General features: G+C 30.5%; 13 protein-coding genes and 1 pseudogene. 6 read left to right on the forward strand and 8 right to left on the reverse strand.

The features are described from left to right. Nucleotides 1–128: 128 nt before the first annotated feature. The 3 genes from T410_RS13765 to T410_RS13775 all read left to right on the forward strand — a co-directional run bounded on the left by T410_RS13765 (nucleotide 129) and on the right by T410_RS13775 (nucleotide 2348). The gene (locus tag T410_RS13765; RefSeq protein ID WP_035672782.1) at nucleotides 129–1382 is read left to right on the forward strand and encodes a DEAD/DEAH box helicase; all 1254 of its coding nucleotides are present in this window, start codon (nucleotides 129–131) and stop codon (nucleotides 1380–1382) included. 178 nt (nucleotides 1383–1560) lie between these two features. Continuing rightward, complete coding sequence (locus T410_RS13770; protein ID WP_035672785.1) at nucleotides 1561–2013, forward strand: Hsp20/alpha crystallin family protein; 453 nt, start codon at nucleotides 1561–1563, stop codon at nucleotides 2011–2013. A 140-nt stretch (nucleotides 2014–2153) separates the two neighbouring features. Next, nucleotides 2154–2348, forward strand: coding sequence for a hypothetical protein (locus T410_RS13775; protein ID WP_035672787.1), 195 nt, complete (start codon nucleotides 2154–2156; stop codon nucleotides 2346–2348). A gap of 89 nt (nucleotides 2349–2437) precedes the next feature. Here the strand turns inward: T410_RS13775 and T410_RS13780 are convergent, their stop codons facing one another. From T410_RS13780 to aroC, 3 genes are all read right to left on the reverse strand, one after another. Continuing rightward, nucleotides 2438–4651: a response regulator gene (locus T410_RS13780; RefSeq protein WP_035672790.1), complete on the reverse strand. Its 2214-nt coding sequence runs from the start codon at nucleotides 4649–4651 to the stop codon at nucleotides 2438–2440. Between the two features lie 201 nt (nucleotides 4652–4852). Beyond that, entirely contained in the window at nucleotides 4853–6124 is a 1272-nt protein-coding gene (locus T410_RS13785) for a dicarboxylate/amino acid:cation symporter (RefSeq protein WP_035672793.1), read from the reverse strand. Between the two features lie 69 nt (nucleotides 6125–6193). After that, complete coding sequence (aroC, locus tag T410_RS13790; protein WP_035672796.1) at nucleotides 6194–7258, reverse strand: chorismate synthase; 1065 nt, start codon at nucleotides 7256–7258, stop codon at nucleotides 6194–6196. 194 nt (nucleotides 7259–7452) lie between these two features. Between aroC and T410_RS13795 the strand changes: the two are divergent. The 3 genes and pseudogenes from T410_RS13795 (at nucleotide 7453) to T410_RS16790 (ending at nucleotide 10364) form a co-directional block, all read left to right on the forward strand. Then, a pseudogene (locus T410_RS13795) lies at nucleotides 7453–8314 on the forward strand (UDP-2,3-diacylglucosamine diphosphatase). Between the two features lie 108 nt (nucleotides 8315–8422). Further along, entirely contained in the window at nucleotides 8423–8929 is a 507-nt protein-coding gene (locus T410_RS13800) for a hypothetical protein (RefSeq protein ID WP_035672799.1), read from the forward strand. An 83-nt stretch (nucleotides 8930–9012) separates the two neighbouring features. Continuing rightward, nucleotides 9013–10364 (forward strand): IS3 family transposase gene (locus tag T410_RS16790; protein ID WP_369793010.1). Its coding sequence is split into 2 segments (ribosomal slippage): nucleotides 9013–9475 and nucleotides 9475–10364, totalling 1353 coding nucleotides; the frame shifts between segments, so codons are not numbered across the junction. Nucleotides 10365–10415: 51 nt separating this feature from the next. On the opposite strand, the gene T410_RS13815 is transcribed toward T410_RS16790, so the two are convergent. From T410_RS13815 to T410_RS13835, 5 genes are all read right to left on the reverse strand, one after another. Next, nucleotides 10416–10844: a protease complex subunit PrcB family protein gene (locus tag T410_RS13815; protein ID WP_035672801.1), complete on the reverse strand. Its 429-nt coding sequence runs from the start codon at nucleotides 10842–10844 to the stop codon at nucleotides 10416–10418. Between the two features lie 50 nt (nucleotides 10845–10894). After that, on the reverse strand, nucleotides 10895–12028 hold the full coding sequence (bshA, locus tag T410_RS13820; protein WP_035672803.1) for an N-acetyl-alpha-D-glucosaminyl L-malate synthase BshA: 1134 nt from the start codon (nucleotides 12026–12028) through the stop codon (nucleotides 10895–10897). A 76-nt stretch (nucleotides 12029–12104) separates the two neighbouring features. Next, complete coding sequence (locus T410_RS13825) at nucleotides 12105–14117, reverse strand: heavy metal translocating P-type ATPase (RefSeq protein ID WP_035674591.1); 2013 nt, start codon at nucleotides 14115–14117, stop codon at nucleotides 12105–12107. Continuing rightward, complete coding sequence (locus T410_RS13830; RefSeq protein ID WP_238567381.1) at nucleotides 14101–15300, reverse strand: MFS transporter; 1200 nt, start codon at nucleotides 15298–15300, stop codon at nucleotides 14101–14103. Before T410_RS13830 ends, T410_RS13825 begins: the two co-directional genes overlap by 17 nt. 45 nt (nucleotides 15301–15345) lie before the next feature. Continuing rightward, a complete protein-coding gene (locus tag T410_RS13835) occupies nucleotides 15346–15966 on the reverse strand; it encodes a phosphatase PAP2 family protein (protein ID WP_035672804.1) in 621 nt (206 codons plus the stop codon). Between the last annotated feature and the right edge of the window lie 122 nt (nucleotides 15967–16088).

The raw sequence follows: 16088 nt of genomic DNA on the forward strand, positions 1-16088 counted from the left end.
AATCAACTTTTTGCATATAACTTCATAACTATAATTCCAAAATTGCATATAAACAACCATCAAAAATATTAATACTATCTTTGCAGCACTATCTATGTACTTAATACAAGGTATTTAATATTAAAAATATGTTATTCGAAGATTTATCACTTTCAAAAAGTATACAAAAAGCCGTATTTGAACAAGGCTACACAAATCCAACTCCTATTCAAGAACAATCTATTCCGCTAGTATTAGCTGGGCGCGATTTAATAGGATGTGCACAAACAGGAACAGGTAAAACCGCTGCATTTGCAATTCCAATTATACATCAATTACATCGAATTGTAGGTTCCTCTAAAAAAGCCAAACAAATTCGTGCCTTAGTAGTTACTCCTACCAGAGAATTAGCAGTTCAAATTGGGCAAAGCTTTGATTTGTATGCGAAGTACACTAACTTAACACAGCTGACTATTTTTGGCGGAGTTTCACAAAATCCACAAGTTGATACCTTAAAAAATGGTGTCGATATTTTGATTGCAACACCAGGCAGATTACTTGATTTACACAAACAAGGTTTTATCGATTTAGATCATTTACATACTTTAGTTCTTGATGAAGCAGATCAAATGCTTGATATGGGATTTGTAAATGATGTAAAGAAAATTGTAAAGCTGACGCCAAAAAACAGACAAACACTATTTTTCTCTGCTACAATGCCTATTGCCATTAGAGAATTAGCTGAAATGTTTTTGACAGATCCTGCAACAGTAACCGTTTCACCAATATCCTCTACTGCTGAAAATGTAGAACAACGTGTCTACTTTGTTGAAAAAACAGAAAAAAGAAACTTATTATATCATTTAATTAAAAATGAAAATCTATCCGATGTTTTGGTCTTTTCAAGAACGAAACATGGTGCGGATAATGTTGTAAAAGCACTACGAAAAAACAATATTTCAGCAGAAGCAATTCATGGTGATAAATCACAAAATGCAAGACAACGTGTTTTAGATGCATTTAAAAATAAAGAAGTTGGTGTCTTAGTTGCTACTGATATTGCTGCACGAGGAATTGATATTGATCAATTACCGTTTGTTATAAATTTTGATTTACCAAATATTCCAGAAACTTATGTCCACAGGATTGGTAGAACTGGTCGCGCCGGAAACGGAGGAATAGCTATTTCATTTTGTAGTAAAGATGAACACGGTTATTGGAAAGATATCCAGAAGCTGATAAAAGTAGATGTAAAAACGGTAAATGACCATCCTTATCCTTGGCATTCAGGAAGTCCAGAAACAGCACCTGGAAGCGCACAAAAAAACTCAAATCGTAGCGGTGGCGCACATAAATCAAGAAAATCTGAGGTTTCTAAACAAAACAAAAAACGTTGGTATTAATACTTTCTACAGTACTATTTTTTTGACTGTAAGAAATGCCTTTTTAACTGTGGTTAAAAAGGCATTTTGTCGTTAATATACTTATTTTCAACGTTTTATGAGTTAAAATACATTTTTTAAGTAAATAATTTTATTAAATTTGAATTAACTTATTTAAACAACTTAAAAATACAAAAACATGGAAACTCTAGTTAAAAGAAACAGTTCATTACCAACATTGAATACTTTTTTTGATGATTTTTTTACAAAAGATGTATTCGATTGGAGTGACAAAAATTTTGCTACGATAGGCAGTAATTTACCTTCCGTAAATTTAAAAGAAACTGATAATACATTACAAGTAGATTTAGCTGCTCCAGGCATGAAAAAAGAAGATTTCAAAGTTGAAATTGAAAATAATATGCTAATGATTTCTTCTGAAAAAGAAGAAACCAAAGAAGAATCTAGAAAAAAAGACAATTACCTCAGAAAAGAGTTTAGCTATCAATCCTTTTTTAGATCTTTTAACTTACCGGAATACATTGATGAAAATAAAATTGAAGCAAGTTATAAAGATGGAATTCTACATGTAGAAATAGCAAAAAAAGACAATGGCAAGAAAAAAATGCATAAAACTATTGCCATAAAATAAAAATTCATTTGATCTGTTTTTTATTAAACAAATTAAAATCGTTAAACCATTTCCTTAAAATAGTTTAGCGATTTTAAATTATTAGTTACCCCTTAACTTTTATTGAAAGCTAATTACAAATAACATCAAAAAGTGATATTATGAAGACGTCAAAATATTTTTTCAAAAAAAATCAATCTTTAATCGATTCCAAAAAAACAGAAAATAAAGAGTTCCAATTGACTAATCCAAAACTTGGAATCACAATCACTCTTGATGCTTTGGGGAATAAAAAAACACCCCATCCATTATTAATGATAATGTATTCAAAAGAAAACGAAGTGCTTTTTATTTAAAAAATACTTTCAAATAATAAAAAATGGAGTTTTAAATACTCCCTTTTTTATTATATTATATAATCAATATTGAATATAAAAACTTCTTTTTAAACTCCTATTTTAGCTATTTTAGTTTTTGAAATTAAAACATTGATAACTTTAAACAGTTTGACTGAATCAAAAGGTTTTACTATAATATCATTGATTCCTGCCGCAATTGATTCTTCAATAATCTCCTCTTTATCAAATGCCGTCAGTGCAATTATAGGGATTTTTATCCCTTTATGACGTATTCTTCTTGACGTTTCAAAACCATTGATTAAAGGCATGTTAATATCCATTAAAACAATATCAAAATTATCTTCTTCTAATATTTTAATAGCCTGAAATCCATCATCAACTACTGTGCAGGTATAATTATTATTTTTGAGAATTTTTTCGGTAACAATTTGATTTATCTTATTATCCTCTACAACAAGCACTTTCAATTGTTTATTTGAAGACAAATCAACTGGAATATTATTTATTATTTCATTTGTTTTTTCAGGATCAAATTCAAATGAAATTGTAAAAGTGAATTCAGTACCTACACCAATTTCGCTTTTAATTGAAATATCACTATTAAAAAGACTTAATAAGCGTTTTACAATTGATAATCCCAACCCTGTTCCTTGATAATCTACTGCTTTCCTTCCAACCTGAACAAATTTATCAAAAATCTTATCTTGATCTTCAATTGCTATTCCAACTCCAGTATCTTTTATCTTGAACTCAATAAAATGCATTTTATCAGTAACTGCGGATAAATTCACATCAATGAATACTTCTCCATTAGTTGTAAACTTTAATGCATTACTAACCAGATTTATAATTATTTGAGAAAGTCTTAATTTATCTCCAATTAAATATTCCGGTATTGCTGGATCAATATTCACAAATATGAAATTATTATTATTCTTTGCTATAAAAGACAAAGAGTTCTTAATCATGTTAATTTCATCCGAAATATTAAAAGTCAAATTTTCAAGAACGATTCTATTTTCTTCAATTTTATTTATTTGTAACACATCATTCACCAGTGACAATAAATACCTCGCAGAGAATTTAAGAGAACTTAAATGTGGACTGTTTACAAGTTCTTTATGTTCATCTAATAGCATGTTTGTAATCCCAACTACCCCATATAAAGGCGTTCGTAATTCATGGCTAATAGTAGAAACAAATTGTGATTTTAGTATCGATGCTTCTTCTGCTTTTTCTTTTGCAACAAAAAGTTTTTCATTAGCAAGAGACAAATCATTATTTCTTTTTTTCTTAAAAAGATTATTTTTATACAGCGTATAAACCAGAAGCAATAAAATAAATAATACAATCACAAATAATAAAACAATTACTCGAGATTTTTTTAAACTTTGATATTGTAAATCTTTCTCAGTTTCAATTTTATCTATCTCTCGTTTATATTCGTCAAGTTCTAGATTAATACCAGCCATATTAGCCTTTTTAATCATCTCTTTATTATTAAGTTCTTCAGTAATTGTATTATAAAGAACCAAATTTTCGTATGCCTTTTTATAATCTCCGCGTTTCAATAAATATTTAGAATATTCCTGATGGGTATATGACAAATCCGATTTTTCTATTCCTTCGTTTCCTAATTTTATACCGTTTAAAAAAGAAGCGATTGCTTTTTCATGCTCCTCTTTAAAACCAAAATACATTCCATTAAGCATGTTTAAAGCAACAATTGTAGTTGCATCGCCATATTTTTTTTTATATTTATTAATGAATTCTAAATAAGGCAAACCTTCATTAAATTGGCCGTTATCAAAAAAAGCCCAAGTGATATTTAGTTTTGTAACATATATTTCTATTGGGTCTGATATTTTCACACCAAACTTTAATGCATTTTTATAATATTTTATTCCTTCTTCATATTGTTTTTTTTGAAAGCAATATATGTTTCCTAAATTATTATTTAACCAATCTTTAATGGTATCGTTATTAGTTCTGTTAGCATAAATTAATCCTTTTTTATAAAAAAAAATAGCTTTATCATACTCTGATAAATTATCATAATTTCTACCAATTATATTATAGGATATTGCTACAAGATTATTATTTTTAATGCCAATCGCATAACGCAATGCAAGTCTTGAAGCTATTAAAGATTTTTCATAATTTGATTCATGAATATATTTAGAGGCTTGTTTTGTTAACTTTACAATATGATTTTTTGAAAGAGTTGGAGTTAAAGAATAACAATTAATATTAAAAACATTAAGTGCTAATAATAATAAAGCGATTCTGATTTGGGACATATCTTGCTATTCTTAAACCAAATATACAAATATTTCAACGAAATGGCCGTTATATAATTAAATATTACAATATCCAAAAGATTTCAAAACCAGAAAAACATTAATCCTCAAGTATTATCGATGTTAGATAAGTGTAGACCTAAAAAAAGCCTATTTGAAAATTCAAATAAGCTTTTTAAATATTAAAAAAGAATAATTATTCTACTGTATCTCATTTTCGCTCTCAGCTTCCCATTGACCTACAACTGATGTTGCTAATGCATTTCCTAAAACATTTGTTGCACTACGAAACATATCACAAAAATGATCTATCGGTAATATTAAAGCAATACCCTCAATTGGAATTTTAAACATACCACAAGTTGCCGCAACTACCACTAAACTTGCTCTTGGCACTCCTGCAATTCCCTTGCTGGTAAGCATTAATACTAAAAGCATTGTCATTTGTGTTCCTAAGTCTAAATGCACACCGTAGGCCTGAGCTATGAATATACTGGCAAATGTCATGTACATCATACTTCCATCTAAATTAAAGGAATAGCCTAATGGCAACATAAAAGAAACAATTTTATCTTTTACACCAAAACGTTCTAACTCTTCCGTAAGTTTAGGAAAAACAGCTTCGCTACTTGTTGTTCCAAAAGCAATAATTAAAGGACCTACTATTCTTTGAAGCAAAATTGTCATTCTGCTTTTTAGAAAAACATACCCTACAAGTATTAATACAATCCATAATGAGGAAATCCCAATTAAGAAAGAACCAAAGAATTTAAAATACGTGATGGCTAATTCTTGAAAATCTCTTACTGCAAAAACACCTGCAATAGCACCAAAAACACCTATTGGAGCAAATTTCATAACGTAGTTTACCATTTTCAAAACAATATGAGATGTTTTGTCTAAAGCATTTATAACGGGTTTTACGTAGGTTCCTAAAGATGCTGCGGCTAAACCAAAGAAAATCGAAAAAATAACAATTTGTAAAATTTCATTAGTTGCCATCGCCTCAAAAATACTTTTAGGAACAATATGTTCTATAAAATTTTCGAAGGTTAAACTTTGTGTTTTTGCAGTTACCTCAGAAGCTGAAGCTAAATCAACATTTGATAAATTAAGTCCAACTCCCGGTTCAAGAATATTTACAAAAAACATTCCTAACAATAAAGACATGAATGAGGCTGTAAAAAACCAACCTAAAGCTTTCCCCCCAATTCTCCCTACTGCTTTTATATCTCCTAATTTAGCAATCCCCACAACAAGTGTGGTAAAAACTAATGGTGAAATTATCATTTGAACCAATCGAATAAAAACGGTTGCCAACATTTTTATTTTGCCACTAAACGATTGTGCAGCTTCAGCTGAAACTGAATTATGAATAATAATTCCTAAAACTGCTCCCAAAAGCATTGCAATAAGAATTTGACCGGTTAATCCTGAAAAAAAAGATGGTTTCTTGGTTGTAGTTGTATTCATTAAATTAACAAATTGATTTCAAAGTTAAGGCTCAATATTTAGCTCGTCAAAATACTGAGTATGCGATTCCTATTTCAAATAGGTTTTATTAATCAAATAAAAATCTGCTAGAACTATTGCGGCCATAGCTTCTACAATAGGTACTGCGCGAGGAACTACACAAGGATCATGACGTCCTTTACCTGTCATTTCAGTGATATTTCCTTTATTATCAAGTGATTCTTGTTTTTGCATAATAGTTGCCACAGGCTTAAAAGCTACACGAAAATAGATATCCATTCCATTGCTTATCCCGCCTTGAATTCCACCCGAAAGATTAGTCTTGGTTGTTCCATCAGGATTATATAAATCATTGTGTTCGCTTCCTTTCATTTTAACACCTTCAAATCCGCTTCCAAATTCAAATCCTTTTACAGCATTTATTGAAAGCATTGCTTTACCAAGTTCAGCATGTAATTTATCAAAAACGGGTTCTCCTAAACCAATAGGCACATTTTGGATCACACAAGTTACAGTTCCACCTACGGTATCTCCTTCTTTGCGAATTTCACGAATGTACTCTTCCATTGTAACTGCCATTTCTTCGTCTGGACAGCGAACTGGGTTACTTTCGATTTTTGAAAAATCCAATTCTTGGTATGGTTTTTCTAAAAAAATAGGACCCACAGAAGAAACGTAAGCATTAAATTTTATTTCAGGTAACATTTGTTTTGCAATTGCTCCTGCTACAACCCTACTGGCAGTTTCACGTGCAGAACTTCGTCCGCCACCGCGATAATCACGCACTCCGTATTTTTTTTCATATACATAATCAGCATGACTAGGTCTGTAATTGTCTTTTATATGAGAGTAATCATCCGATTTTTGATTGGTATTAGGAATGATGAAACCAATTGGAGTTCCTGTAGTTTTTCCTTCAAAAATACCAGAAAGAAACTGTACATCATCCGGTTCTTTTCTTTGGGTAACAATAGCCGATTGACCTGGTTTTCTTCTTGACATTTCTAATTGAATTGCTTCTAGATCTATTGCTATTCCAGATGGACAACCATCGATTATTCCGCCTAAAGCTTCACCGTGTGATTCCCCAAAAGTTGTTATTCTAAATAGTGTTCCGTAGCTATTTCCTGCCATTATATTAAGTTTTTAACAAAAGTACTATTTTAGTTTAAAGTTTAAAAGCTTATACAGAGATTTCGGGATAAACTTTTAAAAAAACAGCGAATAAATAATCACTTTGAATTAACATTAAAACTCTTTTCTTAATCTTTAAATTGATTTATTTTAATCGAAATTATTATTTTTTGTTAAATATCAAATTTTATTGCATTGAAAAAATAAAAGTAGAATTAGTTGTCATATCTGATGTCCATCTTGGAACTTATAGAAGTCATGCTAATGAACTTTATAATTATCCATCCTCAATTAAACCCAAAACATTAGTCTTAAATGGCGATATAATTGATATTTGATATTTGGCAGTTTAGAAAATCCTACTTCCCAAAAACCCATTTAAAATTTATTCAAAAAATTACCAGTTTCGCTTCCAAAGGGACCTAAGTCTATTACATTACTGGAAATCATGATGAAATACTTCGTAAATTCAGTGACATGAATATGGGAGATTTGAGTTTAATTGACAAATTGGTTGTAGAACTTGGTGACAAAAAACTATGGATATTTCATGGTGTTGTTTTTGATGCTTCCGTACAACACTCTAAATGGAATGCTAAATTGGGCGGTTTGGGTTATGATTATTTAATCCTTTTAAATCGATTTGTAAATTGGTGTTTGTTAGGATTAGGTAAAGATCCCTACTCTTTTTCAAAAAAAATAAAGGCAAGTGAAAAAAAAGCAGTGAAACAAATCTCTGATTTTAAATAAACTGCAAGAGAATTGGCTATTGAAAAAAAAAAAAAAAATGATTTTGTTATTTGTGGCCATATTCATGAACCAAAAATGATTTTTAAAGAAAACAAAAATGGTTCAACCACGTATTTGAATTTAGGAGATTGGGTGGAAAATTTAACTGCATTGAAATACAATAAAAAACGATGGAAATTATATAAGTACTCCGAAGCAAATTATAGTGAGGATGAAAATTTTTTCGAAATGGTAGATAGCATCAGTAATCAACTTGTTGCTTCATATTATTTTTCAAATAAAATATTTTATTTTAATATTTTGTAGTCAAAATCTTAAGTATTCTAAAAGTGGAAATTATATAACTTTTCATTAAAATTTTATAAATTCATTGATTGAGTTTAACAATACCTTTGTAGGAATAAAAATTTACTTATGAAAAAAATTATTTTATCAGCAATTATGTTAATGGGATTAACATTTGCAGGACAAGCACAAGATATTTCAAAAAATGCTTTAGGTTTACGTTTAGGAGGCAATAATGGTTTTGGTGGAGAGATATCTTATCAAAGAGCATTAGCTACTGACAATCGTTTGGAATTAGACTTAGGTTGGAGAAACAGAAGTAATTACAACAATAATGGTTATGATGACAGAGCAATAAAATTAACAGGTTTATACCAATGGGTATGGAACATCGATGGTGGTTTCAACTGGTATGCTGGAGTAGGTGGTGGTTTAGGAAGCTACAGTTATGATGATAATAACAATAATTCATATAATGACACTTTTGCATTTGCAGCTGGAGATATTGGTATTGAATATAACTTTGATTTCCCTTTGTTGATTTCATTGGATTTCAGACCTGAATTTGGTGGGAATGGATATTACAAAAACAATTATGGTTCTGATGTAGCTTTAGGTCTTAGATACCAATTCTAATAATTAAGCAATTAAAATATATTTAAAATGCCACTAGAAATGGACATGCCCCAAAAAGTTAGACACTATTTGGGGCATTTTTTATGGAAAGAAAAGTTAAGTATGGTTACACATTTAAACTTGAATGTGTACAGGAGGTTTTAAACGAACATCAGTCTTGTTGTTCCGTTTCAAAGCAAAAGGGATTTTCGAAATCGCAACTACAAAAATGGGTTAGATTGTACAATAACTATGGAGGCAAAGGATTATTGCCATCTAAAAACAGGATCTATTCCATTGATTTTAAAATGAAAGTTTTAAAATCGTTATCAGAAGAACATCTATCTTTAAGTAAAGCATGTTTGTTGTTTAATATTCCATCAGAATCTACTATTGTAAAATGGAAGAAAGATTTTGCTAATTTTGGTATTGAAGGATTAAAACCAAAACTTAAAGGCAGACCAATATCTATGAGTGATTATAAGCGTAAAAAACGTAAATCAGACAAACCTTTAACAAGAGAGGAAGAACTCTTAAAAGAGAACGAAAGACTTCGTTGTGAGAATGAATTGCTAAAAAAGTTACAAGCCTTAATTCAAGCCAGGAGAAATCCCAAGCCATAATGGAGTTAAGGCATAAATTTGATTTAGAATTACTTCTAGATTTAACAAAAATGGCACGTAGTAGTTTTTATTATCATCAAAAGCAGAATAAATTACCTGATAAATACAAAGAAATCAAAGAGTTAATTAAAGCCATTTATCAAAGCCATAAAGGGCGCTATGGTTACAGAAGAATAACCGATGAACTCCAAAATAGAGCAATGATTATCAATCATAAAACAGTTTTTAGATTAATGAAATTACTGGGATTAAAAAGTCTTATTAGATTAAAGAAATATAAATCATATAAAGGCGAACAAGGTAAAATTGCACCAAATGTTCTAAAAAGAAATTTCAAAGCAGTTGCACCAAATCAAAAATGGGCAACCGATATAACCGAGTTTAATGTCTCGGGTCAAAAATTGTATCTATCGCCTATTATTGATTTATTTAATCAAGAAATAATCAGTTACGAACTAACAGAACGCCCAGTGTTTAATCAAGTAGTTATAATGCTCAAAAAAGCATTTAAAAAAATACCTAATAACACTAATCTAACACTGCATTCAGATCAAGGCTGGCAATATCAAATGAAACAATATCAGTATTTGCTGAAAGAAAAAGGAATTGTACAAAGTATGTCAAGAAAAGGAAATTGTTTAGACAATGCTATAATTGAAAACTTCTTTGGAATATTAAAATCTGAACTGTTTTATCTTAAAAAATACACATCATTAGACCAATTAAAAAAGGAAATAAATGAATATATAAAATATTACAATAAAGATAGAATCAAGTCGAATTTAAACAAAATGAGCCCGATACAATATCGAGCTCATTATTATCAAAATTAATTATAAATTTGTCTAAACTTTTGGGTGCAGTCTAGAAATAGTGGCATTTTTTTATTTGATAATAATTTCTTTTTTAGAGTTTATTCGGACTAAACAAAAGGGATTCGTTATCGCTTGAGTTATCATTTCATTAGGCCCAGGAATAGTTTCTTTTATGGTAACAATTATATTTTTTTCTGTTTCAACAGCACTTTCAACTTCAATTTTATAGCCTCCTGAGTTTTTATTACCCATATTCAAAATGATAAAGTTTGAAGTTTGAATATCATTTGGGCTAATTTTATTTTTTAGATTCTCATCGTTTTGCAGCATTTTAATTTCATTGGGCTCCGAAAGAATCTCAAAAAAACGAATGCTTGCTCCTCCATCATTTTGTTGCGTTAAGAGTTCAAACAACGGTCTTTTGACTGAATTTTTAGTAGAAGAAGCTCCACATGAAACTAAGAGTAAAACTAAGAACAAGGAAGGAATTTTTTTCATTTTTTTTATTTCTACTATTAAAATTAAGAATCCATTTAAAACATTAATTCTTATAAATATTTATTTATAGCCTTCTCATACAAATTTTCATATAAAGGTAAGATATTTTTTATATCAAACTTTTTTGCAATTAAAAGTGCATTCTCTTTGAACTTATTTAGAGTTACATCATCTTTCAATATTTTCAAAGCATTGACAGCCATTTCATCAGTATTGCCTACATTACTCAAATAACCAGAAATAGCATTAAAATTAACTTCTGGTAAACCTCCAGAATTACTTGAAATTACAGGAACTCCCCAAGCCATTGCTTCAAGAGCTGCAAGACCAAAACTTTCTGTTTCAGATGGTAATAAAAATAAATCTGTGTAACTCAATATTTTATCTATTTCATTACTGTTCCCAAAAAAGATTACTTTATCTATAATTCCTAATTCCTGACATAAATATTCGGCCTTTTCTTTTTCAGGACCATCACCCACCATCATCAATTTAGCAGGAATTTCTTTTTGAATGTTATAAAATATTTTAATAACATCAGGAATTCTTTTTACTTTTCTAAAATTACTGATATGAGTAATTATTCGTTCCTCCTGTTTCGCCATTACGGAACGATGACAAGAAATACTTGGGTCATTAACATTTTTATCCAATTCAATAAAATTAGGAATTACCTCAATTTCATTTTTTATATTAAATAATTTAAGCGTGTCGTCTTTCAAACTTTGGGAAACCGAAGTAACAAAATCAGATTTATTGATACTGAAGGTTACGGCAGGTTTATAAAAAGGATGATTTCCAACTAAAGTAATATCAGTACCGTGAAGCGTAGTAACCATTGGGATATTAATTCCTTCATCTTTTAGCATTTGTTTCGCCATATAGCCGGCATAAGCATGCGGTATCGCATAATGCACATGTAATAATTCTATTTTATAGAGCTTTACCATATCGACCAATTTGCTTGACAAAGCCAATTCATAAGGTTGATAATGAAACAATGGATATTCAGGAACATTAACCTCATGATAATGAACATTTGGGCTCAAAAGAGCCAAACGCACTGGTTGACTGTAGGTTATAAAATGTATTTCGTGACCACGTCGTGCCAATTCAAGACCTAATTCTGTCGCGACAACACCACTTCCTCCAAAGGTAGGATAACAAACTATTGCAATTTTCATGTATGTATTTTAATGAAACGAAATTAATAAAAATAGGAATGGCTTTTATGGAAATTTAAGTTAAATAGTATCAATCTTAAAATTTCATTCGTTGAATTCTTACTGCATTTAAAATTGCCAATAATGCCACGCCAACATCAGCAAAAACGGCTTCCCACATTGTTGCTAATCCACCAGCACCCATTATTAAAACGATGAGTTTAACCGTAAAAGCAAGTCCTATATTTTGCCAAACGATTTGCTTTGTTTTTTTTCCGATGTTTATTGCTGTAAAAATTTTAATTGGTTGATCATTTTGAATTACCACATCAGCAGTTTCTATGGTAGCATCACTTCCTAAACCACCCATCGCAATTCCTACATCGGCCAAAGCAATAACGGGGGCATCATTGACACCATCACCAACAAATGCAATTTTCAAATGCTGTTCTTTGAGTTCTGAAACTTTTTGAACTTTATTCTCCGGTAATAAATCTCCAAAAGCCTGATCAATATTCAATTCTTTGGCAACAAGCGAAACTATTGCTTGATTGTCACCTGAAAGCATAATCGTTTTCACATTTGACTTGTGTAAACTCTGGATTGTTTCTTTTGCATCTTCTTTTATTTCATCAGCAATAATAAAATAGCCAGCATATTTGTGATTGATGGCTACAACAATAATTGTAAATGGAATCACATCAATTTCAGTATCATAACTGATGTCGAATTTTTTCATTAATTTAGTGCTTCCCACTAAAATTTCTTTTCCATCTACGAGTCCTTTTATTCCGTGGCCTGCAATTTCATTAGCTTCTGTAACAGTTGTATCTTTCACGATGTCCTTCGCATACTCAATTATTGCTGACCCAACAGGATGTGTTGATTTAGTTTCAATTGCTGCAGTATATTTTACCAAATCACTCTCTGAAATCCCAACAGCTACTGCTTTTTGAACTTTAAAAACACCTTTAGTTAACGTTCCTGTTTTATCCATAACTACAACTTGAATCGTTGCCAAAATATCGAGAAAAGTAGACCCTTTAATTAAAATTCCGTTCTTACTTGCTGCGCCAATTCCTCCAAAATAACCTAATGGAATAGAAATAACAAGTGCGCATGGACAAGAGATTACCAAGAAAATTAATGCTCGATACAACCAATCTCTAAAAACATAATCAGCAACAAATAATGAAGGAAGCAAACAAATCCCAATGGCCAGATAAACAACTATTGGTGTATATATTTTGGCAAATTTTCGAATAAACAACTCTGTAGGTGCTTTTTTAGCTGAAGCTTCCTGAACCATTTCAAGAATTCTAGATAATTTACTATCGTTGAAAGCTGTGGTAACTTCAACTTGTGCAACAGCATTAAGATTAATCATTCCTGCCAGAACGGTTTCTCCTTTCGATTTGGTATCTGGTTTGCTTTCTCCAGTCAATGCAGCAGTGTTGAAAGTAGCATTATCTGAAAGTAATTTCCCATCCAAAGCTAATTTTTCTCCTTGTTTTAATTGAATGATTTCTCCAATAGTAATATCCGAAGCTTTTTTAGAAATAGTTGCAAATCCTTCAATAATATTTGCCGTATCCGGTCTTTGATCCAATAACGATTTGATATTGGATTTAGCTCTTTTTACTGCTAACATTTGGAATAACTCCCCAATAGAATAAAATAACATTACAGCAACACCTTCAGCATATTGACCAATTCCAAAAGCGCCAAGTGTGGCAATACACATTAGAAAAAATTCAGAAAAAATAGCTCCTTTACGAATACTTTCTAAAGCTTCTTTCAATACAGGCCAACCCACAGGGATATAAGCTACGCAAAACCATACAATCCTAACCCAACCCGCAAACCAGGTTTGATGAAAATAATTATCAAATGAAATCGCTAAAAGCAATAGTAATAAACTGATTACGGAAGGTAAAAACATTCTAAAAACACTGTCACTTCCATTTGAATGATCGTGATCATCTTCGTCGCCATGAGAATGATTTTCTAAATCATCATGAGAACAACATCCAGAATCATTGGATTTTGTTATAACTGTTTTTTCATCTAAAGCACAACAAGATTCTTTGTCGTTATGTTGGTGTATCATTTTTAATAATTTTATCCTTAATAAAAAAAGAAAAGTAAATAATAACAAAAACTGTCATTATTCCTGTAATCATAAATGTAGCATTGGCTCCAAATTGATACCAAATAAGTCCTGCAAGAGAACTAGCAATTAAAGTGCATATACTTTGAAATCCCGAATAGGTTCCTATTGCAGTAGCTGTATCTTTTTTATCAGAAATATTGCTAATCCAAGCTTTTGATATTCCTTCGGTAGCCGCTGCATAAACGCCATAAATAAAAAACAGAAGCGCAATCGTGTAACTATTTTTGCTGAAAGCCATCCCAAAATAGACAATTGCAAATAACGAAATGCCAAATAGGAACATTTTCTTTAAACCTATTTTATCTGCTAAAATTCCTATTGGCAAGGAACAAAGAGCATAAACCAAATTATAAAAAATATAAATTCCGATAACATTAGTATCGTTTAGACCAGTTTGCTTCGCTTTTAATAATAGAAAAATATCAGAACTATTGAATAATGTAAATGCTAATAATCCAATCACTACTTTTCGATATTGTGCTGGACTTGTTCTCCAATAGTTTAGAAAAGAGAAAAAGGATGTGGGCTTTTTTTCTGATAAGTGTTTTTGAGTTTTGTCTTTGAGCAAAAAGGAGGCAAATACAGCCAATAAACCCGGAATAAAAGCAATGTAAAAAAGTATTCTATACTCTTGGGGATAAAAATAAAGATAAATTAAAGCGATTACTGGTCCTAAAACAGCTCCCAAAGTATCCATTGCTCTATGAAATCCAAAAATTTTCCCCTTAGTTTGAGGTGTTGCCTCATCAGATAATATTGCATCTCTAGCTCCAGTACGAATACCTTTTCCAAATCTATCAATCGATCGTGCAAAGAAAATCCACAATGGAAAAATAAAAGCAGCCATCATGGGTTTTGAAATAGCACTTAAAGCATATCCTAATCGAACGAAAGGAACTCGTTTACCAGAATTATCAGATAATTTGCCGAAATACCCTTTACTTAATCCAGCCAAAGCTTCGGCAAAACCCTCTAAAACACCTATTAAAACAATTGAAAACCCGATTGATTTGAGATAAATAGGCATGATGGGGTAAAGCATCTCGCTAGCTGTATCAGTAAACAAACTAACTAGGGATAAAACCCATACCGTTTTTGAAATATAATTTAATATTTTCACCGTATTTTATCTTGTTTTAAATAATCATTTCATAAATACAAACAGTTATTTTTCCTTTTTAGATCGTTTTTTATTAATCCATTTATTAGCTTTATAAGTCAAATATGCAGAACCACTTCCTAAAATAGCACCTGCAAAAACATCCGAAGGATAATGAACACCTAAATGCATACGTGAATACCCCACAGCACTCGCCCATACAAATGAGGGTGCAATTACATACCATTTAGGATAAACCATACTTAACGAAGTTGCTGTAGCAAAAGCTGTAGAAGTATGACCGGAAGGAAATGAATAACCTCCTGTTGAAATTACTTGATCGATATCTGAATAAGTCTCAAATGGTCTTTGCTTTTTTACAACTTGTTTTAAAGCAGTTGTTATAAAAGCGTTCACTAAGAATGTTTCACCTATAAAAATTGCCTGTTTTTTGATTGTGCTATCTTTCTTTATCATTCCGGCAGAATACATAATAATAGGGGTAGCAATACTTATAGGAAGGGCACTTCTGGTTACTGACTTAAAAGTAGGATCTAAGTTCTTGTTTCTATTTACATTTATATCTCTTAAAATATTTATATCAATATTTTGAGCATTTATAATACTTATATAAAAAAGGAATACAGTTAAACAAACAAATTTAAATACTTCACTTTTATTTTTCATCGTATGGATTTACTTATCAAATATACTATAATACAACATCTTATTTATACTGAAGTATTGAAAATAAAAAGCCAAAATAAAATTATTAAAATTTCATTTTGGCCAATAATTAAATATACTTA

The organism is Flavobacterium sp. 83 (genome assembly GCF_000744835.1).
Taxonomy (GTDB): domain Bacteria; phylum Bacteroidota; class Bacteroidia; order Flavobacteriales; family Flavobacteriaceae; genus Flavobacterium.